General features: G+C 71.5%; 25 protein-coding genes and 2 pseudogenes. 12 read left to right on the plus strand and 15 right to left on the minus strand.

Going from position 1 to position 23951, the window contains the following annotated elements; all coding sequences use genetic code 11:
• The coding region (locus ACXJMZ_RS32815; RefSeq protein ID WP_457033662.1) for a cation:proton antiporter domain-containing protein at positions 1 to 823 on the minus strand (823 nt) is incomplete at its 3' end.
• 193 nt (positions 824 to 1016) lie between these two features.
• Between ACXJMZ_RS32815 and ACXJMZ_RS32820 the strand changes: the two genes are divergently transcribed.
• The gene (locus ACXJMZ_RS32820; protein WP_457033684.1) at positions 1017 to 1472 is read left to right on the plus strand and encodes a GatB/YqeY domain-containing protein; all 456 of its coding nucleotides are present in this window, start codon (positions 1017 to 1019) and stop codon (positions 1470 to 1472) included.
• Between the two features lie 291 nt (positions 1473 to 1763).
• Here the strand turns inward: ACXJMZ_RS32820 and ACXJMZ_RS32825 are convergent.
• Positions 1764 to 3902: pseudogene (locus ACXJMZ_RS32825) on the minus strand (transglycosylase domain-containing protein); the annotation flags it as partial.
• Between the two features lie 139 nt (positions 3903 to 4041).
• On the opposite strand from ACXJMZ_RS32825, the gene ACXJMZ_RS32830 reads away from it, so the two are divergent.
• Positions 4042 to 4365, plus strand: coding sequence for a WhiB family transcriptional regulator (locus tag ACXJMZ_RS32830; protein WP_033333275.1), 324 nt, complete (start codon positions 4042 to 4044; stop codon positions 4363 to 4365).
• A 133-nt stretch (positions 4366 to 4498) separates the two neighbouring features.
• On the opposite strand, the gene ACXJMZ_RS32835 is transcribed toward ACXJMZ_RS32830, so the two are convergent.
• Positions 4499 to 5641 (minus strand): ArsA family ATPase, encoded by a 1143-nt coding sequence (locus ACXJMZ_RS32835; RefSeq protein WP_457033663.1) that lies wholly within the window; start codon positions 5639 to 5641, stop codon positions 4499 to 4501.
• Positions 5638 to 6696, minus strand: a complete 1059-nt coding sequence (locus tag ACXJMZ_RS32840; protein WP_457033664.1) for an ArsA-related P-loop ATPase — start codon at positions 6694 to 6696, stop codon at positions 5638 to 5640. Before ACXJMZ_RS32840 ends, ACXJMZ_RS32835 begins: the two co-directional genes overlap by 4 nt.
• A 164-nt stretch (positions 6697 to 6860) precedes the next feature.
• Here ACXJMZ_RS32840 and ACXJMZ_RS32845 point away from each other — a divergent pair, with 164 nt between their 5' ends.
• From ACXJMZ_RS32845 to ACXJMZ_RS32865, 5 genes are all read left to right on the plus strand, one after another.
• The gene (locus ACXJMZ_RS32845; protein WP_157531528.1) at positions 6861 to 7016 is read left to right on the plus strand and encodes a DUF4177 domain-containing protein; all 156 of its coding nucleotides are present in this window, start codon (positions 6861 to 6863) and stop codon (positions 7014 to 7016) included.
• Positions 7016 to 7480, plus strand: a complete 465-nt coding sequence (locus tag ACXJMZ_RS32850) for a RidA family protein (protein ID WP_057232065.1) — start codon at positions 7016 to 7018, stop codon at positions 7478 to 7480. Before ACXJMZ_RS32845 ends, ACXJMZ_RS32850 begins: the two co-directional genes overlap by 1 nt.
• Positions 7481 to 7635: 155 nt before the next feature.
• Positions 7636 to 8481, plus strand: coding sequence for an NUDIX hydrolase (locus ACXJMZ_RS32855; RefSeq protein ID WP_457033665.1), 846 nt, complete (start codon positions 7636 to 7638; stop codon positions 8479 to 8481).
• 26 nt (positions 8482 to 8507) lie between these two features.
• The gene (locus tag ACXJMZ_RS32860; RefSeq protein ID WP_405018308.1) at positions 8508 to 8690 is read left to right on the plus strand and encodes a hypothetical protein; all 183 of its coding nucleotides are present in this window, start codon (positions 8508 to 8510) and stop codon (positions 8688 to 8690) included.
• Positions 8687 to 9508, plus strand: a complete 822-nt coding sequence (locus tag ACXJMZ_RS32865; protein ID WP_457033666.1) for an MBL fold metallo-hydrolase — start codon at positions 8687 to 8689, stop codon at positions 9506 to 9508. Before ACXJMZ_RS32860 ends, ACXJMZ_RS32865 begins: the two co-directional genes overlap by 4 nt.
• 41 nt (positions 9509 to 9549) lie before the next feature.
• Here ACXJMZ_RS32865 and ACXJMZ_RS32870 read toward each other — a convergent pair.
• Positions 9550 to 10080, minus strand: a pseudogene (locus tag ACXJMZ_RS32870) (Crp/Fnr family transcriptional regulator); the annotation flags it as partial.
• Positions 10081 to 10348: 268 nt separating this feature from the next.
• Between ACXJMZ_RS32870 and ACXJMZ_RS32875 the strand changes: the two are divergent.
• Positions 10349 to 11299 carry a phytanoyl-CoA dioxygenase family protein gene (locus ACXJMZ_RS32875; RefSeq protein WP_457033667.1) on the plus strand — a complete coding sequence of 317 codons (951 nt, stop codon included), beginning with the start codon at positions 10349 to 10351 and terminating at the stop codon, positions 11297 to 11299.
• Positions 11300 to 11309: 10 nt separating this feature from the next.
• Here the strand turns inward: ACXJMZ_RS32875 and ACXJMZ_RS32880 are convergent, their stop codons facing one another.
• The 6 genes from ACXJMZ_RS32880 to ACXJMZ_RS32905 all read right to left on the minus strand — a co-directional run bounded on the left by ACXJMZ_RS32880 (position 11310) and on the right by ACXJMZ_RS32905 (position 16525).
• Entirely contained in the window at positions 11310 to 13085 is a 1776-nt protein-coding gene (locus ACXJMZ_RS32880) for a SulP family inorganic anion transporter (protein ID WP_457033668.1), read from the minus strand.
• Positions 13082 to 13750 carry a GAP family protein gene (locus ACXJMZ_RS32885; protein ID WP_457033669.1) on the minus strand — a complete coding sequence of 223 codons (669 nt, stop codon included), beginning with the start codon at positions 13748 to 13750 and terminating at the stop codon, positions 13082 to 13084. The genes ACXJMZ_RS32880 and ACXJMZ_RS32885 overlap by 4 nt, the downstream gene beginning before the upstream one ends.
• A gap of 137 nt (positions 13751 to 13887) precedes the next feature.
• Positions 13888 to 14163, minus strand: a complete 276-nt coding sequence (locus ACXJMZ_RS32890) for a hypothetical protein (RefSeq protein ID WP_457033670.1) — start codon at positions 14161 to 14163, stop codon at positions 13888 to 13890.
• Positions 14164 to 14209: 46 nt separating this feature from the next.
• The gene (locus ACXJMZ_RS32895) at positions 14210 to 14722 is read right to left on the minus strand and encodes a helix-turn-helix transcriptional regulator (RefSeq protein ID WP_457033671.1); all 513 of its coding nucleotides are present in this window, start codon (positions 14720 to 14722) and stop codon (positions 14210 to 14212) included.
• Positions 14723 to 14754: 32 nt separating this feature from the next.
• On the minus strand, positions 14755 to 15165 hold the full coding sequence (locus ACXJMZ_RS32900; RefSeq protein WP_457033672.1) for a VOC family protein: 411 nt from the start codon (positions 15163 to 15165) through the stop codon (positions 14755 to 14757).
• Between the two features lie 106 nt (positions 15166 to 15271).
• Entirely contained in the window at positions 15272 to 16525 is a 1254-nt protein-coding gene (locus ACXJMZ_RS32905; protein ID WP_457033673.1) for a hypothetical protein, read from the minus strand.
• 314 nt (positions 16526 to 16839) lie between these two features.
• Between ACXJMZ_RS32905 and nth the strand changes: the two genes are divergently transcribed.
• From nth to ACXJMZ_RS32925, 4 genes are all read left to right on the plus strand, one after another.
• On the plus strand, positions 16840 to 17652 hold the full coding sequence (nth, locus tag ACXJMZ_RS32910; protein ID WP_457033685.1) for an endonuclease III: 813 nt from the start codon (positions 16840 to 16842) through the stop codon (positions 17650 to 17652).
• The gene (locus ACXJMZ_RS32915) at positions 17649 to 18311 is read left to right on the plus strand and encodes an NUDIX hydrolase (RefSeq protein ID WP_457033674.1); all 663 of its coding nucleotides are present in this window, start codon (positions 17649 to 17651) and stop codon (positions 18309 to 18311) included. The genes nth and ACXJMZ_RS32915 overlap by 4 nt, the downstream gene beginning before the upstream one ends.
• Positions 18312 to 18386: 75 nt before the next feature.
• The gene (locus tag ACXJMZ_RS32920) at positions 18387 to 19571 is read left to right on the plus strand and encodes a MarP family serine protease (RefSeq protein WP_457033675.1); all 1185 of its coding nucleotides are present in this window, start codon (positions 18387 to 18389) and stop codon (positions 19569 to 19571) included.
• A 128-nt stretch (positions 19572 to 19699) separates the two neighbouring features.
• Positions 19700 to 20401 carry a metal-dependent hydrolase gene (locus tag ACXJMZ_RS32925; protein ID WP_457033676.1) on the plus strand — a complete coding sequence of 234 codons (702 nt, stop codon included), beginning with the start codon at positions 19700 to 19702 and terminating at the stop codon, positions 20399 to 20401.
• A gap of 19 nt (positions 20402 to 20420) precedes the next feature.
• Here ACXJMZ_RS32925 and ACXJMZ_RS32930 read toward each other — a convergent pair whose 3' ends face one another.
• The 4 genes from ACXJMZ_RS32930 to nhaA form a co-directional block, all read right to left on the minus strand.
• Positions 20421 to 20639: a hypothetical protein gene (locus ACXJMZ_RS32930; RefSeq protein WP_457033677.1), complete on the minus strand. Its 219-nt coding sequence runs from the start codon at positions 20637 to 20639 to the stop codon at positions 20421 to 20423.
• A gap of 116 nt (positions 20640 to 20755) precedes the next feature.
• The gene (locus ACXJMZ_RS32935) at positions 20756 to 21700 is read right to left on the minus strand and encodes an alpha/beta fold hydrolase (protein ID WP_457033686.1); all 945 of its coding nucleotides are present in this window, start codon (positions 21698 to 21700) and stop codon (positions 20756 to 20758) included.
• 132 nt (positions 21701 to 21832) lie between these two features.
• On the minus strand, positions 21833 to 22309 hold the full coding sequence (locus tag ACXJMZ_RS32940; RefSeq protein WP_457033678.1) for a phage holin family protein: 477 nt from the start codon (positions 22307 to 22309) through the stop codon (positions 21833 to 21835).
• A 154-nt stretch (positions 22310 to 22463) separates the two neighbouring features.
• Entirely contained in the window at positions 22464 to 23762 is a 1299-nt protein-coding gene (gene nhaA / locus ACXJMZ_RS32945; protein ID WP_457033679.1) for a Na+/H+ antiporter NhaA, read from the minus strand.
• Between the last annotated feature and the right edge of the window lie 189 nt (positions 23763 to 23951).

Raw genomic sequence — 23951 nt, forward strand, 5'->3', positions numbered from 1 at the left:
GTCCGGCCGCGGGCAGCAGCAGGCCCAGCACCAGTCCGCCGAACAGGGCGTGCAGCCCGAGCGCCGAGGAGGCCGCGGCCGCCAGGCAGATCGCGCCGAGCAGCGGGACGACCCCCCACTCCCGGGCGGGCCCGGGCCGCTGCCGCTCGCGCACCGAACGGCGCCAGGCTGCCAGCGCGGCCCCGCCCACCGCGAGGAGTCCCAGGACCAGGTTGCCGAGCTCGATCCGCCCGGACAGCCACAGGGCCAGGGCCAGCAGGCACCAGCAGGCCCCGTCGCCGATCGAGGCCGAGGTCAGACTCAGCCGGCCGACCGGGGTCGCGTCCAGGCGCCTGTCCTGCAGGATCCGGGCCAGTACGGGCACTGCGGTCACGCCGAAGGCGCAGGCGACGAAGACCGCGAAGGCGGCCGGTGAACCGTTCGATCCGGCGCCGTGCAGCCAGGGGACGAGCAGGAGTCCGGCGGCCGCGGGTACCAGCAGCGAGACCAGGGTGAGCGGCAGCGGGGACCGCGTCGGCGGCGTCCGAGGATCGCCTTGGTGGGGTCGGGCGAGGGCGGTTCCGATCTCGAACGCGTAGACGGCTATGCCGAGTTGGGCCAGGCCGTTGAACACGGTCAGCGCGTCGGCGCCGAACAGCCGGTGGTGCCAGTCCGGCAGCAGGCGCCCGAGCAGGGTCGGCCCCAGCGCGATCCCGGCCGCTATCTCCGCCAGCACCGGCGGCTGTCCGAGCCTGACGGCGATCCGGCCGGCCCCCCTGCTCAGTCCCAGGATGAGGGCCAGGCCCAGGAGTAGACGGGTCGTCAGGTCCAAGGTGGGGGTCACGGTAGTCCAAACCTTCCTGGCGGATTCAAGGCATGGCAAAGCACGCGCAAGGCGCAGTGAATGACAACGAGATTTACCCTTTGAAATCTAGCTAGTCACATTGCGAGGTGTCGACGCGCTCGCAGGGGCCCGCCCGTACTCTCGGAGGTCAAAATGGCGAGCGACCGGCTGGCACAACTGCGAGGATTCGGGCATGACTACGCTCAAGCAGCAACTGCAGGAGGACCTCACCGCCGCGATCAGGTCTCGGGACGAGCTCAGCTCCTCCACCATCCGGCTCACCCTGTCCGCCGTCACGGCCGAGGAGAAGTCCGGCACGACGGAGCGGACGCTCTCGGACGACGAGGTACTGAAGGTGATCGCCCGGGAGGCGAAGAAGCGCCGGGAGGCGGCGACGGCCTTCGACGCGGCCGGCCGCACCGACTCGGCCGCGCAGGAGCGGGCCGAGGGCGAGTTCCTGGCACGGTACCTGCCGAAGCAGCTCAGCGACGAGGAGCTGACCGCGATCGTGGCCGAGGCGGTGGCGGCCAGCGGGGCGACCGGTCCGCAGGGCATGGGTGCGGTGATGAAGCTGGTGAAGCCGAAGGTGGACGGCCTGGCCGAGGGGGGCAGGGTGGCCGCCGCGGTGAAGGCCGCGCTGCAGCCGTAACGGCGGGCACCTGAGACCAAGCAAGAGAGGGCCCGCCCCGGTCGAACCGGGGCCGTCGCCGGAGGGCGGGGAGGCGGAGGCGTTGGGGTCGGGCTTGGGCTGCGGCTCGGGGATGTTGACGGTCTGGAAGGTGCCCTTGGGCGTGCCGCTCAGGGCCTCGCTCATGGCCATCTGCCAGATCGGCCCGGGGCCGGTGGCACCGTACACGCCTTCGGGGAACTTGTTCGGGCCGATCTTGATGTTCTTCATCGAGACGTTTCCGGTCGGACCGCCCAGCCAGACCGAGGTGGACAGTTCGGGCGTGTAGCCGGTGAACCAGGCCGCGTGCCGCTCGTCGGTGGTACCGGTCTTACCGGCGATCTGGCGACGGTCGTCCAGGGTGAGCGAGGAGGCCGTGCCCTTCTCGGTCACGCCGAGCAGCAGGGTGTTGATGCCGTCCGCGGTGGTCTCGCTGATCACCTGGGTGCAGTTGGCCTGCGGCACGGCCAGCTGGGTGCCGGCCGTGTTGACCACCGACTTCACGGCGACCGGGGTGCAGTACTTGCCCCGTGCGGCGAAGGTCGCGTAGGCGTTGGCCATCACCATCGGCGAGACCTCCTGGGTGCCGAGCACCATGGAGGGGAACTCCAGTAGCGGCGCGCCGCTGGCCAGGTTCTTGAGGCCGAGCTTGTTGGCCATCTGCTTGACCGCGCAGAGGCCCATCTCGGCCTCCATCTGCACGAAGTAGGTGTTGACCGACTTGGCCATCGCCTCCTTCAGCGCGTACGGGCCGATCTCGGCCGGGTTCTCGTTCTTGAGCTTGACGCCCTTCTCGTTCCAGGTGCCCGAGCACTGGGACATCTTCGGGTACTCGATCTCGTACTGGGAGGGGTACTCCTGAGTGATCGGGATCCCGCTCTCCAGTGCCGCCGCTGCCAGGATCGGCTTGAAGGTCGAGCCGGGGGCGAAGCCGTTGCCGCCGCCCATCGCCGCGTCGGCGTTGAGGTTGATCACGGTCTGGTTCTGCTTGAGGTCCAGGCCGTACGGGCGGCTCTGCGCCATCGCCAGGATCTCGCCGGTGCCCGGCTTGATCATGGTGGCGGCGGCCGCGACCGAGTCGCCGGGGTAGACCTTGGCAGCCACCGCCTTGAACGCGGCGCTCTGCTTGTCCGGGTCGATGGTGGTGTAGATCTTCAGGCCGCCCTGGCTCCACAGCCGCTGCCGGTCGGTGGCGCTCTTGCCGAAGGCCGGGTCCTGCTTCACCACGTGCCGGACGTAGTCGCAGAAGAAGCCCATCCCCGCCTGGGCGGTGATGCAGCCGTTCAGCGGCTCCTTGTACTTCAGGTTGAGCGGGGCGGCGATCGCTTCCTTGGCCTGCGCGTCGGTGATGTGCTTGTTCTCCAGCAGCTTGCCGATCACCGTGTCGCGGCGGGCCTGGGTCGCCTTGGGGTGCAGCAGCGGGTCGTACGCCGTGGGGTTCTGCACCAGCCCGGCCAGGGTGGCGGCCTCGGCGATGGTCAGGTCCTTGGCGCTCTTGCTGAAGTAGCGGTTGGCCGCCGACTCGACCCCGTACGCCTGGTGGCCGTAGAAGGTGATGTTCAGGTAGTTGGTGAGGATCTGATCCTTGGTCAGCTCCTCCTCCAGCTTGATGGCGATCTTCAGCTCCTGGATCTTGCGACCCAGGCTCTTCTTGGTGGCCTCGCGGAAGGCCTCCTTGTCGTCGCCCGCCAGCTCGACGTTGACGTTCTTCACGTACTGCTGGGTCAGCGTGGAGGCACCCTGGGTCGCCTCGCCGGACTCGGCGTTCTTCCCGATCGCGCGGAGCACGCCCTTGAGGTCGATCGCGCCGTGCTCGTAGAACCGGGCATCCTCGATGTCGACCTGGGCCTGCCGCATGATCGGGCCCATCTGCTCCTGGGTCAGGATGGTCCGGTCGCGGTCGAAGACCTTGGCGATCAGACCGCCCTTGGCGTCGTAGATGTACGAGGCCTGCGAGAGCGTCGGCGCCTTGAAGTCGGTCGGGACGCTGTCGAAACTCTCGGCGGTGTCCTTGGCGGTCAGGCCGAGTGCGCCGATGGCGGGCAGAGCCATGCCCGCGACGAGAACTCCGGCCAGCACGCTGATGCCCAGGAACTTGAGCCCGAGCCCGGCCTTGTCAAGCGGGGATCCCGCGGGTCGCTGAGGTGCCATGGAGAGAACACTACGTCGCTGATTCCCGGACATGGGGGCAGGTGTTCGCCTAGGCTTGTCACAACACTGCGACAGCTTCGCTCTGTTCATCATCGTCACTCTTGTGAGTGATGAGCTTTGCCCGAATTGACCCATCGTCGGGTGATATGTCGCCAGCCCTGCCGGGCGCACCGTGGCAGAGGGTGACGAAAGTGCCCGGATCGCCCTTGGCAAGGCCCCCGACCTGCGATCACTCCAACGAGTGAGAAGACGGATACCCATAGTCCGATTGGGCCATTTGAGATTGGGCCCGAAGGGGCTGTTGCGTGCTGTCGTTCTTCCGTAACGTCCTCAACTGGCAGCGGTGAATATGCCGTTGCCGCCGTGGGGGAGCCCCGATTCGGGAGAGGACGGCGCCGTGATGGGCTGGGTGGACGACTGGAGTGCGCAGGCAGCCTGCCGCACGAGTGATCCAGACGAGCTGTTTGTTCAGGGGGCGGCGCAGAACCGCGCCAAGGCGGTCTGCAGCGGGTGCCCGGTACGCACCGAGTGCCTCGCGGACGCACTGGACAACCGGGTGGAGTTCGGCGTCTGGGGTGGAATGACCGAGCGCGAGCGGCGGGCGCTGCTGCGCCGCAGGCCGACGGTGATGTCCTGGCGCAGGTTGCTGGAGACGGCTCGCACCGAGTACGAGGAGTCGCTCGCCACGGGCGTCATCCTGACCGACTACGCACAGGCGGGCTAGCCCACACGGCCGCGTGACAGTGGCAGCGGTGGCGTTGGGCGCACGGCCGTAGGGGGTACGGCCGCCAGGTGTACGGCGCAGGCCGGCTGACCGACCGTCAGCCGCCGGCCCGGCATGCGCCCGATCGGGAGCGTCAGTCCCGGCCGCCCAGCAGCGCGCCGATGGCGCGCAGGCCCTCCAGGTCGTGCACGTCGCCCGGCAGGGCGGGCACCTCGACGATCGGCACGTCCGGGTAGACCGAGACGAACCGGTCCCGGGTGAGCCGCTCGCGGTCTATCACCTGCATGCGCTCGGCGTGCAGTCGGAGCAGGCCGGCGGCCAGGGTCTCGGCCGCCACCGTGGTGGCACCCGAGCCGTTCTCCTCCAGTGCCTCGGCCGCGGCCAGCGCGCGCTCGGCGGTGAGCTGGGGTGCTCCGGTGCGGTGCACCCGGTTGAGCACCAGTCCGGCCAGCGGCATCTCGTCGGCGGCCAGCCGGTCGACGAAGTACGCCGCCTCGCGCAGCGCGTCCCGCTCCGGTGCGGCCACCACCAGGAAGGCGGTGCCCGGCGCCTTGAGCAACTGGTAGGTACGGTCGGCGCGTTCGCGGAAGCCGCCGAACATCGAGTCCATCGCCGAGACGAAGGTCTGCACGTCGGTCAGCAGCTGGGCACCGAAGATCTTGCCCAGGGTGCCGGTGATCAGGCCCATGCCGACGTTCAGGAACTTCATCGCGCTCCGCCCGCCGACCTTGGCCGGGGCGGTCAGTATCCGGATCAGCCTGCCGTCCAGGAACGAACCGAGCCGGTTCGGCGCGTCCAGGAAGTCCAGCGCGGAGCGGGACGGCGGGGTGTCCACCACGATCAGGTCCCACTCGCCGGCCGCCCGCAGCTGGCCGAGCTTCTCCATCGCCATGTACTCCTGGGTGCCGGCGAATCCGGCGGAGAGCGACTGGTAGAACGGGTTCTCCATGATCGCCTTGGCCCGTTCGGGCTCGGCGTGGGCCAGCACGACCTCGTCGAAGGTCCGCTTCATGTCCAGCATCATGGCCTGCAGTTCGCCGTCCCCACTCACCCCCTTGACCACCCGGGGAGTGTTGTCCAGCTCGGTCAGGCCCATCGACTGGGCGAGCCTGCGGGCCGGGTCGATGGTCAGCACGACCACCTTCCGGCCGCGTTCCGCCGCCCGCAGGCCGATCGCCGCCGCCGTGGTGGTCTTGCCCACCCCGCCGGAGCCGCAGCAGACCAGGATCCGGGTCTTCGGGTCCCCGATCAGGGTGTCGATGTCGAGCTCGGTCATGCCGCCCCCTGCCGCTTCAACTCACCCGCCAGGCGGTAGAGACCGCCCAGGTCCACGCCCCCACCGAGCAGCGGGAGTTCGTACGTCGGCCGCTTCAGCTGCTGGAGTGCCGCGCGCTGTTCCCGCTCCAGCTCGACCCGCTCGGAGTGCTCGCGGGCCTGGTCGAGCAGCGGGTCGAGCAGTGGCTCGACCGCGGCCCGGACGGTCGTCGCGGACTTGGACCGCCCGCCGAGACCGGCCTCGCCGAGAGCCAGTGCGACCTCCTCGCGGTGGTCGCCGTGCACCGCGTCGACCGCGGCGGCGTCCAGCACCGGCGGCCGGACCATGTTCACCAGCACACCGCCGAGCGGCAGTTGCGCCTCGGTCAGCTCGGCGATGCCGTCCACCGTCTCCTGCACCGGCATCTCCTCCAACAGGGTGACCAGGTGCACCGCCGTCTCCGGCGACCTGAGCACCCGCATCACCGCCTGCGCCTGCCCATGGATCGGCCCGAACCTGGCCAGCCCGGCCACCTCGGAGTTGACGTTCAGGAACCTGGTGATCCGTCCGGTCGGCGGCGCGTCCATCACGACCGCGTCGTACGCCCGCCGCCCGTCCGGGCCCTTGCGCCGGGCCGCCTCGCAGGCCTTGCCGGTCAGCAGGACGTCCCGGACCCCGGGCGCGACGGTGGTGGCGAAGTCGACGAAGCCGACCTTCTGCAGCGCCTTCCCGGCCCGGCCCAGCTTGTAGAACATGTCCAGGTACTCGAGCAGCGCCTGCTCGGTGTCGATCGCCAGCGCGTACAGCTCACCGGCCGGGCCCCGGCCGGTGAGCCCGAGCCTGGACCGCGAGACGGTGGCGACCTTTCGCTCCTCGTACGGCAGCGCCGCCAGCCCGAACAGCTCGGCGATCCCCTGCCGGCCCTCCACCTCGATCAGCAGCGTCCGGCCCCCGTCGGCGGCCAGCGCCAGCGCCAGCGCCGCGGCGACGGTGGTCTTTCCGGTGCCGCCCTTGCCGCTGACGACGTGGAGCCGGACACCCTCCCAGTCCGGATCGCGCCGGTCCACCTGGTCCACGCTCCGTCTCCGTCCGTCTCAGCGGCGCCGCACCGGGTGGGCGCCTCCTCACGCGAGGGTAACCAGCCGTCGCCCCCGATGCCGGGAGCCCGGGGGGAACCGTACGGATTCATGCCCGTGCTGTGGCCCGGATCACACCCTGGCCAGGCACTAGAGTCACCCTCATGACCAAGTGGGAATACGTCACCGTGCCGCTGCTCGTCCATGCCACCAAGCAGATCCTGGACTCCTGGGGCCAGGACGGCTGGGAGCTCGTCCAGGTCGTTCCGGGCCCGAACCCCGAGCAGCTGGTTGCCTACCTCAAGCGGGAGAAGAGCTGATGAGCAAGGTTGAGGAGAAGCTGGCCGCGCTGGGCCTGACCCTCCCCGAGGTGGCCGCCCCGGTCGCCGCGTACGTCCCGGCGATCCGCACCGGCGAGTACGTGCTGACCGCCGGTCAGCTCCCCTTCGTCGCGGGCAAGCTGCCCAGCACCGGCAAGGTCGGCGCCGAGGTGACCGCCGAGGAGGCCAAGCAGCTCGCGCAGATCTGCGCGCTCAACGGCCTGGCCGCGATCAAGTCCGTGATCGGCGACCTGGACAAGGTCGAGCAGATCGTCAAGGTGGTCGGCTTCGTCGCCTCCGCCTCCGACTTCACCGGCCAGCCCGGTGTGATCAACGGGTGCAGCGAGCTGCTCGGCGAGGTCTTCGGCGCAGCGGGCGTGCACGCCCGCAGTGCGGTCGGTGTCGCGGTGCTGCCGCTGGACGCACCGGTCGAGATCGAGTTCCAGGTCCGCGTCTCCGCCTGACACCGTTGCTCCGGGCTCAGCCGTCTACGGTCAGGGGCTCGGGGAACTGCGACGCCGACCTCGTGCAACGTGATCCGTGCGTAAAGGGTCAGGCACTTTCGCAGTTCCCCGTGCAGCCCTGTTGGTGCGCGTGATCGCGGGCTAGCATCCGGTGCATGACGCCGATGCCGCCCTCCTGGCCTGCCCGGATCAGGGCACTCGCGGCGGGCGAGCTGACCCCGCCGGCCGCGAAGCCCTCCGCCACCGTGGTGCTGCTGCGGGATGCGGCCCAGGGACCGGAGGCGTACCTGCTGCGCCGCCGGACCTCGATGCCGTTCGCCGCCGGGATGTACGCCTACCCGGGCGGCGGTGTCGATCCGCGGGACGCGGAGGCCGAGCTCGGCTGGGCCGGGCCGAGCCCCGCCGAGTGGGGCGAGCGGCTCGGGGTGGACGCCGCCACCGCGCAGGCCGTGGTCTGCGCCGCCGTCCGGGAGACCTTCGAGGAGGCCGGCGTGCTGCTGGCCGGTCCCGATGCCGACAGCATGGCCGACGCTGCGGACTGGTCCGCCGAGCGGGCCGCCCTGGAGGCGCACGAGCTCTCCTTCGCCGACTTCCTGCGGGCGCACGGCCTGCTGCTCCGCTCCGACCTGCTGTCGGCCTGGGCCAGGTGGGTCACGCCGGCCTTCGAGGAACGCCGGTACGACACCTGGTTCTTCGTCGCCGCGATGCCCGCCGGGCAGCGGGCCGCCGACACGGTCGGCGAGGCGGACCGGGTCGCCTGGCTGACGCCCGCCGAGGCGGTCGAGGGTCACGCGGCGGGCCGGTACGGCATGCTGCCGCCGACCGTGACGGTGCTCCGGGAACTGCTGCCGGCCGGTACGGCGGCGCAGGCGGCCGCCCTGGCGGCGGACCGGAAGATCGAGCCGATCCTCGGTACGGCCGAGCTGGCCGGTGATCGGATCTCAGTGCGATGGTCGGGGTATGAAGAGCTGACCATCGACGGTATTTTTCCTCTCAACTGACCACCCCGTCCAGGAAGGATCGCCCGATGACCCACAATGACGTGGTTCGCCGTGCGGCGTACCCCCAGCCCACCCTCTCCGTCCGGCCGCTGACGCTCCGTTCGCTGGCAGGGCAGCTCGACCCCGTCCCGGTGGAGCCGTACCTGCGCTCGCTGGTGCGGCCGCTGCACCCGCGCAGCCTGCACCGGATCTGCGAGGGCGGCCGGTGAGCGGTCCGCTTCCTGGTGACCCCGCCGCCGAGATCGGCGGCGGGGCCACCCCCCGGGCGTTCTGCGTACTGGCGCCGAACCCCTCGCCGATGACGCTGGACGGCACCAACACCTGGCTGCTGTCCGAGCCCGGCTCCGAGCTCGCGGTGGTGATCGACCCGGGCCCGTTGCACGAGGGCCATCTGCGCCGGGTGATCGACATCGCCGAGCAGCAGGGCAAGCGGGTGGCACTGACCCTGCTGACGCATGGTCACCACGACCACGCCGAGGGCGCGGCCCGCTTCGCCGAGCTGACCGGGACCGAGGTCCGGGCGCTCGACCCGGCCCACCGGCTCGGTGGCGAAGGTCTGCACGGCGGCCAGGTGGTCGAGGTCGGCGGGCTGGAGATCCGGGTGGTCGGCACCCCCGGGCACACCGTCGACTCTCTTACCTTCCATCTCCCCGCCGACGGCGCCATCCTGACCGGCGACACCGTGCTCGGCCGGGGCACCACGATGGTCGCCCACCCGGACGGGACGCTCGGCGACTACCTGGACTCGCTGCGCCGCCTGCACACCATGGCCGCCGAGCAGGGCGTCCGCACGGTGCTGCCGGGCCACGGCCCGGTGCTGGCCGACGCGCTCGGCGCGGTGGACTACTACCTGGCCCACCGGGCCAACCGGCTGGCCCAGGTGGAGACCGCCGTGGAGGCGGGGTACCGGACCGCCGAGCAGGTGGTCGCCAAGGTCTACGCGGACGTGGACCGCGCGCTCTGGCCCGCCGCCGAGCTCTCCGTGCTGGCGCAGCTGCGCTACCTGGAGGACCACGGCCTGATCTGACGGTCCGTACGCCCGAGGGCCCGTGAGCAGCAGCTCACGGGCTGGGTGAGGTCGTGCGCGACGTGGATGCCCTCGTCGGACTGCACGCCGAACCGGCGGGACAGGTCCAGCAGTGCCTTGGCCACCCGGCCGGGCACATCGGAGAAGACCAGGTCGGACATCACGTCGTTGGTCCGGCGCAGCCGTCGGGCGATCGCCCGGAGCAGCGCGATCGAGACCTCGGGGCGGGCGTGCAGCCAGGGCTGCAGGTCGCCGTGGCCGAGGCCGAGCAGCTTGACCTCGGTCAGCGCGCTGGCGGTGGCGGTGCGCGGGCCCGGGTCGAAGAGCGAGAGCTCGCCGATCATCTCGCTGGGGCCGAGCACGGCGAGCATGTTCTCCCGGCCGTCCGGGGAGGCGCGGTGCAGCTTGACCTTGCCCTCGGCCACAACGTACAGCCGGTCGCCGGGGTCACCCTCGTGGAAGAGCGACTCGCCACGGGCCAGCGTCACCTCGGTCATGGAGGCACGCAGCTCGCCGGCCTGCTCGTCATCGAGAGCCGCGAACAGCGCGGCACGCCGCAGAACGTCGTCCACGTGCTTCCTCCTGCTGGTGGTGGGTGGTGCTTCCGGTCATGACTTGCCTCACCAAGGATGACGCATGTCGCTCCGATCATATGAGGAGGGGTGCGGGCGGGGAGTACGGTACGGGGCCATTTGTACTCATCAGTGCTCCCCGAATGCCGTAACGGGCAGCTCGTCACCCGTTTGCAGCACCCGTTGTGGTGCTCTCGCCCAGGGTGATCGCGGGGAAGTAGGCTGACGAACACTCATGACACGGACATGACCGGCTGAGGTGGTGGCCATGAACGCACGAACCGAACGAGCGACCGAGCCGGAATGGGCGGGCGACGATCAGGAGTGGTGGGACTGGTACATGTCCCTGGCGGTCAACTTCCCCGGGCAGAGCGTCGGTTCCACCGAGGCGCCGAGCCGGCCGGCGGTGCGGCCCGCCACCCCGGGGGAGGTCGCGGGCGCGCTCGACCAGCCGTACCCGCTGACGGACCGGGCCGTCGAGCGGTTCCGTCGCCGGGGCCACGTCCGGCTGCCCGAGGTGATCCCGCCCGCGGTGCTGGCCGCGCTCGCCGAGCGGACGGACCAACTGCTCGGCAACGCACACGGGTTGGTCAATCCCGGCCGCTTCCTGGCGCTGGAGCAGCTCTGGCTGACCGACCCGCTGCTGCGCAGCGTCGCGCTCTCCCGCCGCCTCGGCGACCTCGCGGCCCGCCTGCTCGGCGCCGACCGGGTACGGCTCTACCACGACAACGTGCTCTCCAAGGAGCCCGGCTGCGGCCGGACCCCCTGGCATCGGGACGCCGACCACTACCCCCTCGACTCCCCGGCCGTGTGCACCAGCTGGATCCCGCTGCACGACGTCCCGGCCGGGATGGGGCCGCTGGCCTGCCTGGACCGTACGGCCGTGCCGCCCGCGCTGGCCGCCACCCCGGCGGTCGCCGAACGGGCGTACGACGGGTTCGTGGCCGCCACCCTGCGAGCCGAGGGGGTCACTCCCGTACCCGCGCCGTACCGGGCGGGGGAGGTCTCGTTCCACGCCGCCGACTGCTTCCACACCGCCGGGCCGAACCGCACCGCCGCCCCGCGCCGGGTGCTCTCCGCCACCTACTACGCCGACGGCACCCGGGTGGTGGCCCGCCCGACCGCGATGAGCGGCCGCTGGACCGACTTCCTCCCCGGCGTCGCGCCGGGCGGCCCGGCCGCCTCGCCGCTCAACCCGGTGGTCGGCATCCTGGGCTGACTGTCAGTGGCTATGCCGGCCGGTCGCCGCTCGCTCCGCCAGGCCCGCCCGGATCCGACGGGGGCTCAGGTCGCTCCGGTGCCCCGGGTCGGGCGGCGATCCACGCCAGGGCCTCGCGGTGGGCGCGGTCCAGCGGGCCGAGCAGCGGGCCCTCGGCCAGGATGACGGCGTCCGCGCCGAGGTGGTCGGCCAGCCCGGTCCGGCGGAGCACCGCGAGGTGGGCGGGCTGGAGACCGGCCAGTACCAGCCGGCCGCCCTCGGCGTGCAGGGTGTCGGTGTAGCGGCGCAGCGCCTTGATGACGGCGGAGGAGGGGATGTCGGGCGCGGCCCGGACGGCGAGGATCAGCACCGCGTCGCGGGCCCCGGCCACCTCGGGCAGCTGAGCGCGCAGGGTGGGGAGTTCGGCGAACAGGCTGTTGCCGTCGTAGTCGAGCACGGTGACCTCGCCCGGCGACAGCCGCGCGGGGACCGGACCGGTGGACCACCGGCCCTGCCCGTCCCGGACCAGCGCCACGAACCGGGCCCGGCGGGCGGCCTGGACGCAGTAGAGCAGCAGGGAGAGCACCGCGCCGATCACGATGGCCTGCTGCAGCGGCAGTTGGGTGGTGGCCAGGAAGGTGACCACCATCGCGGCGCTGGAGAGCCTCGAGGTGCGCAGGACGAGCAGGATGTCCTTCCGCTTGCCCCAGATGAGTTCGCCGCCGACCACCAGGATCAGGCCGCCGATCACCGGCATCGGGATCCGCTCGGCGAGCGAGCCGAGCGTCAGCACCACCAGTGCGAGGAAGACCCCGGAGACCACCCCGGCCCAGCGGGTCCGGGCCCCGGCGGCGGCGGCGACGCCGGTCCTGGACAGCGACCCGCCGGAGGGCAGGGCCTGGAACAGGCCGCCGCCCAGGTTGGCGACGCCCTGCGAGACGAAGTCCCCGTTGACGCTGGAGCGACTGCCGTCGGGGTTGGGCATCGAGGGCGCGATGCCCGCCGCCTGGGCGAGCGCGACCAGCGCCACCGACAGCGCGCCGCCGAGCAGATGGGGCATCGCGCCCCAGGACGGCGCGGTGAAGGAGGGCAGCGCGGCGGGGATCGCGGCGATGTCCTCGACCAGCTCCACGTCGGTGCCGAGCACCCCGACCAGCAGGCTGACCGCGACCATGGCGACCAGCAGCGCCACCGCCTCCAGCCGCCGTACGGTGCGGGCCAGCGCCCAGACCACGACGGTGGCGACCGAGACCAGGGTGGCGGCGAGTTGCCAGTCCCCGATGTGGACGAGCCAGTCGACGAGCTGGGTGAGCCTGTTCTCGCCGCGCGGCTGGTACCCGGTGGCGTCCTTGAGTACGCCGGTGATGATCTGCAGCGCGATGCCGGTGGAGAAGCCGACCATCACGGCGTTCGAGACGAAGGCGAGCACCACACCGAGCCGGAGCAGCCCGAGCAGCAGCATCAGCCCGCCGACCATGACGGTCAGCGCGGCCACGTTGCCGACGTCGTGCGGGTCGAGACCGGCGTCGGCCAGCACGCTCTGCCCGGTGAGCGCGATGGCGCTGGTGAGGGTGGTGACCATCAGGACGGTCGGCGCGGTGAGCGAGCCGAGGATCGGCGGCACCACGCCCGCGTACAGGCCGGAGACCGGGTTGAAGCCCGCGATCGCGGCGTACGCCATGCCCTCCGGGATGGAGAACAGGCCGGTCACCATGCCGGAGACCAGGTCGGCCGGTTTCGGCCGGCCCAGGCGGGCGGGCAGGGTCCGGGCCCGCCGCGCCACCGCGCGCGGACCGGGACCGCTCACCAGAGGCCGGTGATCGCGTCGCCGAGGTACTTGGCACCGAGCACGGCGAGCACGGTCGTCATGATCGCGCCGTTGTGGACCGACATCCAGGCCTTCCACTCACCCAGCACATGGGTCGCGCGGTCGCCGCCGAGCAGGTAGACCCCGAGGGGCAGCAGGGTGCACAGCGAACCGATCAGCACCATCACCACGACGGCGACGGTCTTGCCGCCCGCACTCGCCGAGCTGGTGGCGATCGACACCGCGCCGCCGAGCGCCAGCACCAGGTTCTTCGGGTTGGCGGCCACCAGGACGACCGCCAGCCCGGCCGACTTGGCGGCGGTGAAGCGGTCCACGGCCTGCATCCACTTCGGCGGGGCGGACACGTGCCCCTCGCGGGGCCGCCCGCGCCACTGCCTGACGGCCATCACGACGAACAGCGCTCCCAGGGCGAGCTTGAGCCAGTACGCCCAGGTCGGCTTCTCCCCGTCGGTGGTCAGCCCGCTGCCGAGCACCACGACGGCCGTGACCACTGCGGCCAGCGCACCCACCCAGCCGGCCGTGAACGCGATCCCGTTGGCCCGGCCACGCGGCGTCGCCAGCATCAGGATCACCGCGATCAACGGCAGCGGACTGATCGCGATCCCCACCGCCGACGACAGCATCGAGCCGATCGCCTCACCCATGGGTCTGCCCCCTCTCGGACGTCCGGGCAGGCCGCCTCGGCATACGCCCTGTCCACACCCTTGCGGCCGGCGGCGGGACGTGCGACCCCGGCCCGCCGAACGGGTGAGCGACCTGATGGTGGATCAGGTCGACGGCGTCAGTTCGCCGCCTTCCTGACGAGCTCGCTGATCCGGGCCTCGTTGGCGGGGTTCAGGTCCGTGAGGGCGTAGCTGGTCGGCCACATGCTGCCGTCGTCGAGGTTGGCCTGGTCGTCCGGCATCTCGGCGATCTTCGCGAGCACGTCGCTCTCGCCGTCCGCCTTGGCCGTGCGCGGGCTGCGGCGCGTGGCCGTCTTCAGCTCCTGGGCGTGCTCCTTCATCGCGTCGCGTTCCTCGGCGGTGAACCCGTCGAACGTGCTCTTGGTGTCCTTCATCGCGGGATTCCTCTCGGGCGGGGCTGGAGTCGGGCGGGGCGACGGATCAGGGCGCGGAGGTCAGCGAGGCGGCGGTCTCCCAGGCGAAGCCGTCCGGGTCGGAGCAGGGCGCGGTGCCGCCGCCATGGCGGTCACGCCACTTCGGTGCGGTGGTGGGTGCTTCTCGATTCCTGACCGATCGGGCCACCTGTTGCGGCACGCGTCGGTAGGCACTGGGTGACATGCCGACCAGCTCGGTGAAGCGGGCGCTGAACGCCTCCGGCGACGAGCACCCGACCGCGGCGGAGAGCTCGGTGACACCGTGCTCGCCGTGGTGCAGCAGCGTCCGTGCGCGCTCGATGCGACGCATCATCAGATAGGCGTACGGCGACGCGCCGTAGGCGAGCCGGAACTGCCGACTGAGGTGCCCGGCCGGCATGTCCGCGCCCCGGGCGAGCGCCTCGACGCTCAGCGGCTGCGCGTACTCCCGGTCGATCCGGTCGCGGACCCGGCGCAGCCGTGCGAAGTCGTTGAGGCGCTGCGCCGCGAGGCGGGCGCGCGCCCAGGCGGGGTGGCACATGGGAGAACCCCCTACGTCGATGACCGAACGGGCTACCGAAGCTCCTGGATACGGACCAGGTTCCCGGCGGGGTCGCGGACGGCGCAGTCGCGGATGCCGTACGGCTGCTCGGTCGGCTCCTGCACCACCTCGGCGTCGCCGGCCTGCAGCTTCTCGAAGGTGCCGTCGAGGTCCGGGGTGGCGAGCAGGATCCATCCGTAGGTGCCCTTGGCCATCATCTCGACGATGGTCCGGCGCTCGTCCTCGGTCACCCCGGGGTCGGCGGCCGGCGGCGCCAGCAGGATGGACGTGCCGGGCTGGCCGACCGGGCCGACCGTGATCCAGCGCATCTTGCCCTGCCCGACATCGCTGCGGACCTCGAAGCCGAGCACGTCGCGGTAGAAGGCCACGGACGCGTCCGGGTCGTCGTGCGGGAGGAAGCTGGTGTGAATGGTGATGTCCATGGACATCAAGCTAGCCGCGGCCCGGCGGCTCCCGCTTCTCGAATCCTGATCGGTTCGAGGTCTCTGACGGCCCGTCGGCTGTGCGACGGTCGCTCGCCTTACGGCGTCAGCGCCACTCGAGGACGACGTCGCCGTAGCCGAGTGCGGTGGCGGTGTCCTGGGCGGTGATCTGCTGGGGCTGGGACCCGGGGGCGAGGTTGGTGACGTACGGCTGCTCGACCTTGCCCTGGACGGAGCGGAAGAGCAGGCGCTTGCCGTCCGGTGAGACGGCGAGGGGAAGGTTCTTGCGGTCGGTCACCGGGAGCAGGTCGGGGCCGGCGCCGTCCGTGGTCTCACTCGAGTCCGCAGGGCGCAGCCGGTCGACGTCGACGGTCCAGAAGTTGTTGAGGTGCTTGGCGTCCGGGCCGGTCCGGTTATGCGCGCAGAGCAGGGTGTGGTTGTCGACCCAGCCGGACGGCTCGCATTCGAAGTCGGGGAGGCGGAGGAGGCCCGCGGTCGTCGGCGGACCGCTCGCGGTGACGGGGGTGACGCTGCGGCCCTGCCCGGAGACGAAGTCGGCGACCCGCTTGCCGTCGGGGCTGAAGCGCGGGCCCGGGCCGAGCAGGCCGCGCAGTGGCGAACCGCCGAGCAGCAGGATGTTGTCGAGGCTGGTGGGCGGCTCGCCGGCCCACTGTTCGGTGATCTGGTGGGTGCCGGAGGTCGGGCGGCTGGCGATGTGCTGCCGGCGGGCGGCGTCGAGGTGGGTGAACCAGACGCTTTCGCCGTCGGGGGCGAACAGGGCGTCCTGTTCCTTCGGGGTGGTGGCGAAGCCGTCGCCGTCCCCGGTGAGGTCGGTGAACTTGCCGGCGAGGTCGACGTATCCGACGTGGCGCGCGCCGGTCCGGTCGTCGGCGGTGACCACCGCGAGCTTGGTGAAGTCGCGGTCGAAGAGCTGCCGGACCCGGGGGCCGAACGCCGCGTCGGAGGTGGCGGTTCCGCCGGCCGGTTCCTCGTGCGGGAGGTTCTCCGCGCACAGTGAGTAGAGGGCGCTCAGCTCCTCCCGGTCCCGCTTGTCGATCACCACCTGCGCGGGCAGGGTGAACTCCACCGAGACCACCTTGTTCCAGGTGGACGGGTCGAAGCCCTGGACCCACACCGTGGCGGGCCGGGAGGCGGGTACGGTGCAGCCGGCGCTGATCACCAGGTCCTTGCCTCGGAACGTCGCGACGGCGCTTGCGCTCGCACTGCCGGCCGCCGTGTCGCCACTCGCCTGCGGCGCGGTCCCGGCCGTTCCCGCTGTCCCCGTCGTGCCGGCGCAGCCGGTCAGCAGCGCCAGCGTGAGCGCCGTCGCGACGGCCGGTGCCCGATGCGTGAACCTCATGACTGTCCCCCGTACCGATGCTTCATCAGAAGTCGGAATAATAAGACAGGTTGACGGTGGGTTGGACTTCACTCTTGCTGCGACCCTCGCCGCTCTGCTCGGCCAGGCCTTCACCTGAGGACCTCCAGCGCCCAAGGGCGTCATTGCATCGCGACTGTTGGCGACGACGGTCGCGTTCCAGCACGGTCGGTCGTGGCAACAGCGGATCGTCAGGTTGTCGGCTACAGGGGCTTTGCCTGCCCAGAAGCTCGGCGGCGTAGCCTTCGTGCATGGCAGAGAGCAAGGCCCGGAAGGCCGTGGCACCCAGGTCGGAAATGACGGCGGTGGCCGTAAAACCGCGGAAGCCGGAGTCGCAGCTGGCGATGGTGCGGCGGGCCCGGAAGATCAACCGGGAGTTGGCGGAGGTCTACCCGTACGCGCACCCGGAGTTGGACTTCGAGAACCCGTTCGAGCTGCTGGTGGCCACCGTGCTGTCGGCTCAGACCACCGACCTGCGGGTGAACCAGACCACCCCGGCGCTGTTCGCGAAGTACCCGACGCCGGAGGACATGGCGGCGGCGGTGCCGGAGGAGCTGGAGGAGATCATCCGGCCGACCGGGTTCTTCCGGGCGAAGGCGAGGTCGCTGATCGGGCTGTCGATCGCGCTCCGGGACAACTTCGGCGGCGAGGTGCCGGGCAGTCTCAAGGACCTGGTGACGCTGCCCGGGGTGGGCCGGAAGACCGCGAACGTGGTGCTCGGCAACGTGTTCGGCGTGCCGGGGATCACCGTGGACACCCACTTCGGGCGGCTGGCCCGGCGGTTCGGGTGGACCACGGACGAGGACCCGGTCAAGGTCGAGGCGACGGTGGCGGAGATCTTCCCGAAGTCCGAGTGGACGATGCTCTCGCACCGGGTGGTGTTCCACGGCCGCCGGATCTGCCACGCCCGCCGCCCGGCCTGCGGGGCCTGCCCGATCGCCGCGCTCTGCCCGTCGTACGGAGTCGGCGAAACCGACCCCGAGAAGGCCGCGAAGCTGCTGAAGTACGAGAAGGGTGGCCGGCCGGGCCAACGGCTTAAGCCGCCGGCCGACTACCCGGGCGAGCCCGCGCCACCGGCCGGGACGGTGACGGTGGAGGTGTCCGAGTGACGGGGCTGGCGGAACTGATCGAGCGGGACGGGCTGCCGCGGTGGCTGCTGCCGGTGCGGGAGGCGGCCGAGACCGTCCGGCCCGAGCAGCTCAGCAGGTTCCTGCCGCCGGCCCAGGGGGGCCGGGCCTCGGCCGTGCTGGTGCTGTTCGGTGACGGTCCCTCAGGTCCTGACCTGCTGCTGATCGAGCGGGCCAGGGCGCTGCGCTCGCACGCCGGCCAGCCGTCCTTCCCGGGTGGTGCGCTGGACCCGGCGGACGGCGATCCGGCGAGTGTCGGCCCGGTGGCCGCCGCGCTGCGCGAGGCGGAGGAGGAGACCGGCCTCGACCCGGCCGGGGTGCAGGTCTTCGCCGTCCTGCCCGCGCTGTACATCCCGGTCAGCGACTTCGTGGTGACCCCCGTGCTGGGCTGGTGGCGCCGGGAGACCCCGGTCGCGCCGGTCGATCCGGCCGAGACCGGCGCGGTCTTCCGGGTGCCGCTGACCGAGCTGACCGACCCGGCCAACCGGGCCCGGCTGCGGCACCCGTCCGGCCATGTCGGTCCGGCCTTCGAGGTGGCGGGCCGGCTGGTCTGGGGCTTCACGGCGGGCGTGATCGACCGGGTGCTGCACTACAGCGGCCTGGAACGGGAGTGGGACAGCTCCCGGACGGTCAGCCTGTAGCGGCGAGGTGCGGGAGTTGCACGGCGTCGCCGGGTGTACCGCCGTTCGGGCGTCGGCCCATGGGAGGGTAGCCGGGTGAATGTCCTGGATCTGCTGCTGATCGTCGCCGCGCTGGGTTTTGCCGTGACCGGCTACCGGCAGGGCTTCGTGGTCGGCGTGCTGTCGGTGCTCGGGTTCCTGAGCGGCGGTCTGATCGCCGTCCAGCTGCTCCCGCTGCTGCTGCGCCACCTCGACCCCGGCACGGTGGCCTCGGTGGTGGCGGTCGTGGTGGTGATCGTCTTCGCCGCGATCGGCCAGGCGGTGACCACCCACTTCGGCTGGAAGCTGCGCGGCCACATCGGCCGCCGTCCGGCCAGGACGCTGGACGCGGTCGGCGGCTCGGTGGTCAACGTGATCTCGATGCTGCTGGTCGCCTGGCTGATCGGCTCCGCGCTGGCGGGCACCTCGCTGCCGACCGTCTCCAAGCAGGTCCGGACCTCCGAGGTGCTCGGCGGGGTGCAGTCCGCGCTGCCGGAGGACGCGCCGAACTGGTTCTCCGACTTCACCAAGGCGCTGGCCAGGAACGGCTTCCCACAGGTCTTCAACCCCTTCGAGCGGGAGTCGATCACCGAGGTCGAGCCGCCCGACCCGGCGCTGGCCGCCAGCCCGGTGGTGGCGAAGGCCCGGCAGAGCCTGGTCAAGGTGGTCGGCACCGCCACCGCCTGCGGCAAGACCCTGGAGGGCACCGGCTTCGTGTTCGCCCCGCACCGGGTGATGACCAACGCCCACGTGGTCGGCGGCGTGGACGAGCCGACCGTGCAGATCGGCGGCACCGGCCAGCTCTACGACGCCACCGTGGTCCGCTACGACTGGCAGCGCGACATCGCGGTGCTGGACGTGCCCAAGCTGAACGCCCCGGCGCTGAGCTTCGCCGACGAGGCGAAGACCAACGACAGCGCGATCGTCGCGGGCTTCCCGGAGAACGGCGCGTTCAACGTCCAGCCGGCCCGTATCCGGGGCCGGATCCAGGCCAACGGCCCGGACATCTACCACCGTGGCCAGGTGGTCAGGGACGTCTACTCGGTGCGCTCGCTGGTCCGGCAGGGCAACAGCGGCGGCCCGCTGCTCACCCCGGACGGCCGGGTGTACGGGGTGGTCTTCGCCAAGTCCCTGGACAGCTCGGACACCGGCTACGTGCTGACCGCCGCCGAGGTGCGCGGCGAGGCGCAGGCCGGCGCGGGCGCCACCACCCGGGTCGACACCGAGGGCTGCGCGCTCTGATCCTCCGCCCCGTCCGCCGCCGACTGGTAGCGTCGCCCCGGGCTCACCCGTTCGGCTCAACAGCCGTACGGCGCACCGGGTCCGACGGCAGGTCAGACGCAGTACGGGGCATTGGAGGACGGCCGGTCATGATGGGTCACTCGCACGCGGTCAGCGGAGCGATGCTGTACGCGGGCACCGCGCCGTTCCTGGCGCCGATGCTGTTCGACGTCCACCTGGCGCCCGCCGACGTCATGATGGGCACCATCCTGGCGGCCGGTGCGGCGCTGCTGCCCGACCTGGACCACCACGACGGGACGATCGCCAACTTCCTCGGCCCGATCTCCAAGGCGCTCTGCCGCTTCGTCGCCTGGGCCTCCGGCGGGCACCGGAAGGCCACCCACTCGCTGCTGTTCGTCGCGCTGATGGGTGGCGGCACCTGGGCGGGCGTCAGCTTCCTGGGCCGCAACTTCACCCTGGCGATGACGTTCTTCCTGCTCGCACTGGCGATCCGGGCGCTGCGGCTGCACCCGCCGGGCGACGGGCCGACGATGTGGATCACCATCATCGGCCTCTCGGTGCTCGGCACCGCCGGGATGAACAACTGGATGCCCAGCGCGCCCGGCTGGCTGCCGTACGCGGTCGCACTGGGCACCCTGGCGCACCTGCTGGGCGACTGCCTGACGAAGAAGGGCGCGCCACTGCTCTGGCCGCACAAGGAGCGCTACGAGGTGGTGCTGATCAAGCGCACCGGCAACTCGGTGGAGACCAAGGTGCTGGTGCCGATCATGTCGGTGGCGACCTTCGTGCTGCTCTGGTTCACGGCGGTCTCGCCGACCGTGCTGACCTGACAGCAGCTCTGACGTCGGCTCACTCCTCGCGACGGAGGCGCGCCCCCACCCAGCGGGCGCGCCGCCCGAGGATGCGCGGGATGCCCATCGGGTGCGCCTCCGCCTCCCGCTGCCGGCCGATCCGGCCGTGGGTCTCGTACTCGTGCGGTTGGGCCTGTGGTTCGGGGTACTGCTGCTGCGAGCTGCTGGTGCGGCGTCGTCGGCGCGTGACAGCTTCGCGGTCGGGCATCCAGGTCATACCGGATGGATGCCCGCCCATCGGGCGGCGTAACCGCGACCGGATGACCCGACTGTCCTATGCACTTGTCATATGAACATGCGTCAAGTCCGGCGACCCGGACCGCCGTCGGCCGGTCAGCCCTGGTGCTCCCTGACCCACTCGATCAGCTCCGCCGAGAACTCGGCCGGTGCCTCCTCGTGCGGGAAGTGCCCGACCCCGGGCAGCAGCCGCCAGCGGTACGGTGCCTCGACGAACTCGCCCGCGCCCAGCGCGGTGTGCGAGAGCAGCACCGGATCGGCCGCCCCCTGGATGTGCAGGGTCGGCGCGGTGATCGGCTTCTTCATCCGGCGGGCGAACTGGATGCCGTCCGGCCGCGCCATCGAGCGCAGCAGCCAGCGATAGGGCTCGATCGAGCAGTGCGCGGTGCTCGGGATCTGCACCGCCTGCCGGTACGCGTGCAGCGCCTCGGCGTCCGGCTGGTTGGGCCCGCTCCACTCGGTCAGGTACCGGCCGACCAGGGCCGCGTCGTCCGCGACCAGGCGGCGTTCCGGCACCCAGGGGCGCTGGAAGTTCAGCACGTGGTCGAAGGCGGCCATCTGCCGACGGTCCGTCAGCAGGGCCCGGCGCAGTTGCCGGGGGTGGGCGGCGGAGACCACGGTCAGGCTGCGGATCACCGAGGGCCGCATCACGGCCGCCACCCAGGCCAGCGAACCGCCCAGGGCGTGCCCGACCAGGTGCGCCTGCCGCTCGCCGAGCGAGCGGATCACGCCGGTGATGTCCAGCGCCAGGTTGCCGGGGTCGTAGCCGCGCGGGGTGCGGTCGCTGCCGCCGACCCCGCGCAGGTCCAGCGCCACCGCCCGGAAGCCGGCCTCGGCCAGCGCGGTCAGCTGGTGCCGCCAGGCCCACCAGTACTCGGGCCAGCCGTGCACCAGCAGCACCAGCGGGCCCTCACCGGCCTCGGCGATGTGGAACCGGGCGCCGTTCGCCGCCAGGTCGCGGTGGGTCCATGGTCCGGCCGAGCGGAGCTCCCACGGGGTCTCGGTGATCTCGGTCCTCGGGGTACTGGCCCGGGAGGGCATGGGCATCTGGTCCAGCGGCATACCGAGAGCGTGTCACACCCGGTTGCCGAACGGGTCTCCGGCACTCGCTGGTGCTGTGAATGCTCTGTGACACCGGCGCCGTTGGCAGCGCGCCGGGTCAGGGATGCCGGGTCAGGGGCGGCGGCCCAGGCCCCGGTCGATCTCCTCCTGGGTGGCCGGTCGCGGCCGGGCATTCTTCAGGACGTCCGCGGTCTTCTGCGCGCCCTCGATGGTGCGGTGCGGCTTCTCGATCTTCTTGAACGAGCGCAGCGCCAGCAGCCCGAGCAGCGCGGCCAGCAGCAGGTAGGCCCCGGCCACGATCAGGAACGACCAGCCGAGGGTCAGCCCGAGCGCCTGCAGCCCGTACGCGGCGGCGAAGCTCAGCATCGGCACCGCGGCCAGCGCGACCACACCGGCGACGGCCAGCGAGACACCGCCGGAGACACCGCGCTTGACGTCCTGTCGGATCTCCGCCTTGGCGAGTGCGATCTCGTCGTGCACCAGGGCGGACAGGTCGGCGGTGGCCGCCGCGAACAGCTGCCCCACCGAACGCTCGCCCTCGTAGGGCGCCCGGCCGTTGCTGGTCGGTTCTGCGGTTCCTGCGGGCATCAGCGGTTCTCCTTCACGAGGCCGGGCAGTTGCGGTGGCGGGGTTTGTTGCCGACAGCTCTGAATCATGCCCCTACCGGCCAGTCCGGCACCACTCCGGGGCGCCCCTCGGGCGACGGCGTGTCACCTGACGGTGGCTCAGGGCTGAGGGTGGGTCAGTGCGCGGGCTGCTGGTAGATGTCGGGGATGCCGTCGTTGTCCGAGTCGAGGTTCTCCTCGTCCACCAGCTGCTGGTAGTGCCGGTTACGCAGTTTGAGCAGCACGGTGGCGACCAGCGCGCACAGCAGCGAGCCGACCAGTACGGCGGCCTTGGCCCGGTCGGCCAGCACCGGGTTGTCCGGGAAGGCCAGTTCGCTGATCAGCAGCGAGACGGTGAAGCCGATGCCCGCCAGGGTTGAGACCGCGAACAGGTCGGCCCATCGGAGCTGTGGGTTCAGCTCGGCCCGGGTGAATCTGGCGGCCAGCCAGGTGCCACCGAAGATGCCCACCGTCTTGCCGACCAGCAGACCGAGCACGATGCCCAGCGGCACCGCCTGGGTGAACACCTCGCCGAGTGCCGGGCCGCTGATCGACACCCCGGCCGCGAACAGGGCGAAGACCGGCACCGCGAAGCCCGCCGACAGCGGCCGGACCTGGTGCTCGATGTGCTCACCGGGGGAGACCTTCTCGTCACCGACCTTGTGGCAGCGCAGGATCAGGCCCATCGCCACACCGGAGACGGTGGCGTGCACCCCGCTCTCGTGCATCAGCGCCCAGATCAGGAAGGCCAGCGGTACGTACAGGTACCAGCCGTGCACCCCGTGCCGGTGCAGGAACCAGAACAGCACCAGACCGGCCACCGACAGCCCGAGCGCCCAGAACTTGATGCCCGAGCTGTAGAACACCGCGATGATCAGGATCGCGATCAGGTCGTCCACCACGGCCAGCGTGAGCAGGAACGCCCGCAGCGCGGACGGCAGGTGACTGCCCACCACGGCCAGCACGCCGAGCGCGAAGGCGATGTCGGTGGCGGTCGGGATGGCCCAGCCGGCCGGGTGCCCGCCGGGCCCCGAGTTGGCCACCGCGTAGACGATCGCGGGCAGTGCCACGCCGCAGACCGCCGCCACCACCGGCAGCATCGCGGCGCTCGGGCTGCGCAGCTCACCCGCGACGAACTCGCGCTTGAGCTCGATCCCGGCCACGAAGAAGAAGATGGTCAGCAGCCCGTCCTTGGCCCAGGCGTCCAGGGTGAGGTCGAGGTGCAGCGGTGACGAGGGGCCGATGGTGTACTCGCGGACGCTCTCGTACGAGCCGGGCCAGAGGTTCGCCCAGAGGAGCGCCGCGGCGGCGGCCAGCAGGAGCAGGATGCCGCCCACGGTCTCGGTGCGCAGCGCGTCGGTGAGGTACGTCCGCTCGGGCAGCGAGAGCCGTCCGAGGAACTGACGGCGGGTCGGGGTGGGCGGCGGCGTGGCCACGACGGGAGACCTCCAGGGCGGGGAGCGGCAAACGGATACACCGGTGGTGCGGTGCCGACCAGTCTTCCCGGCGCGCCTCAGAAATCTTGTTGTGTTTTTGACAGTCTAACGGGAGGGCTCTGGGACCTTGAGGCGGTGTCCGGTTTGCCTATTTTATGAAGAGAACTGACTTTCGCTCGGGATCTCGGC

Source organism: Kitasatospora sp. P5_F3, assembly GCF_054049135.1.

What these genes read in the sequence shown, in the direction of transcription:
- ACXJMZ_RS32835 (WP_457033663.1), bottom strand. Translation starts at nt 5,641, where the DNA reads ATGACCGAGCTCGACATCGACACCCTGATCGGGGACCCGAAGACCCGG.
- nth (WP_457033685.1), top strand. Translation starts at nt 16,840, where the DNA reads ATGACGGCGGTGGCCGTAAAACCGCGGAAGCCGGAGTCGCAGCTGGCG.
- ACXJMZ_RS32850 (WP_057232065.1), top strand. Translation starts at nt 7,016, where the DNA reads ATGAGCAAGGTTGAGGAGAAGCTGGCCGCGCTGGGCCTGACCCTCCCC.
- ACXJMZ_RS32925 (WP_457033676.1), top strand. Translation starts at nt 19,700, where the DNA reads ATGATGGGTCACTCGCACGCGGTCAGCGGAGCGATGCTGTACGCGGGC.
- ACXJMZ_RS32895 (WP_457033671.1), bottom strand. Translation starts at nt 14,722, where the DNA reads ATGTGCCACCCCGCCTGGGCGCGCGCCCGCCTCGCGGCGCAGCGCCTC.
- ACXJMZ_RS32930 (WP_457033677.1), bottom strand. Translation starts at nt 20,639, where the DNA reads ATGACCTGGATGCCCGACCGCGAAGCTGTCACGCGCCGACGACGCCGC.
- ACXJMZ_RS32905 (WP_457033673.1), bottom strand. Translation starts at nt 16,525, where the DNA reads ATGAGGTTCACGCATCGGGCACCGGCCGTCGCGACGGCGCTCACGCTG.
- ACXJMZ_RS32830 (WP_033333275.1), top strand. Translation starts at nt 4,042, where the DNA reads ATGGGCTGGGTGGACGACTGGAGTGCGCAGGCAGCCTGCCGCACGAGT.
- ACXJMZ_RS32890 (WP_457033670.1), bottom strand. Translation starts at nt 14,163, where the DNA reads ATGAAGGACACCAAGAGCACGTTCGACGGGTTCACCGCCGAGGAACGC.
- ACXJMZ_RS32855 (WP_457033665.1), top strand. Translation starts at nt 7,636, where the DNA reads ATGACGCCGATGCCGCCCTCCTGGCCTGCCCGGATCAGGGCACTCGCG.
- ACXJMZ_RS32935 (WP_457033686.1), bottom strand. Translation starts at nt 21,700, where the DNA reads ATGCCCTCCCGGGCCAGTACCCCGAGGACCGAGATCACCGAGACCCCG.
- ACXJMZ_RS32860 (WP_405018308.1), top strand. Translation starts at nt 8,508, where the DNA reads ATGACCCACAATGACGTGGTTCGCCGTGCGGCGTACCCCCAGCCCACC.
- ACXJMZ_RS32820 (WP_457033684.1), top strand. Translation starts at nt 1,017, where the DNA reads ATGACTACGCTCAAGCAGCAACTGCAGGAGGACCTCACCGCCGCGATC.
- ACXJMZ_RS32885 (WP_457033669.1), bottom strand. Translation starts at nt 13,750, where the DNA reads ATGGGTGAGGCGATCGGCTCGATGCTGTCGTCGGCGGTGGGGATCGCG.
- ACXJMZ_RS32875 (WP_457033667.1), top strand. Translation starts at nt 10,349, where the DNA reads ATGAACGCACGAACCGAACGAGCGACCGAGCCGGAATGGGCGGGCGAC.
- ACXJMZ_RS32940 (WP_457033678.1), bottom strand. Translation starts at nt 22,309, where the DNA reads ATGCCCGCAGGAACCGCAGAACCGACCAGCAACGGCCGGGCGCCCTAC.
- ACXJMZ_RS32900 (WP_457033672.1), bottom strand. Translation starts at nt 15,165, where the DNA reads ATGGACATCACCATTCACACCAGCTTCCTCCCGCACGACGACCCGGAC.
- ACXJMZ_RS32845 (WP_157531528.1), top strand. Translation starts at nt 6,861, where the DNA reads ATGACCAAGTGGGAATACGTCACCGTGCCGCTGCTCGTCCATGCCACC.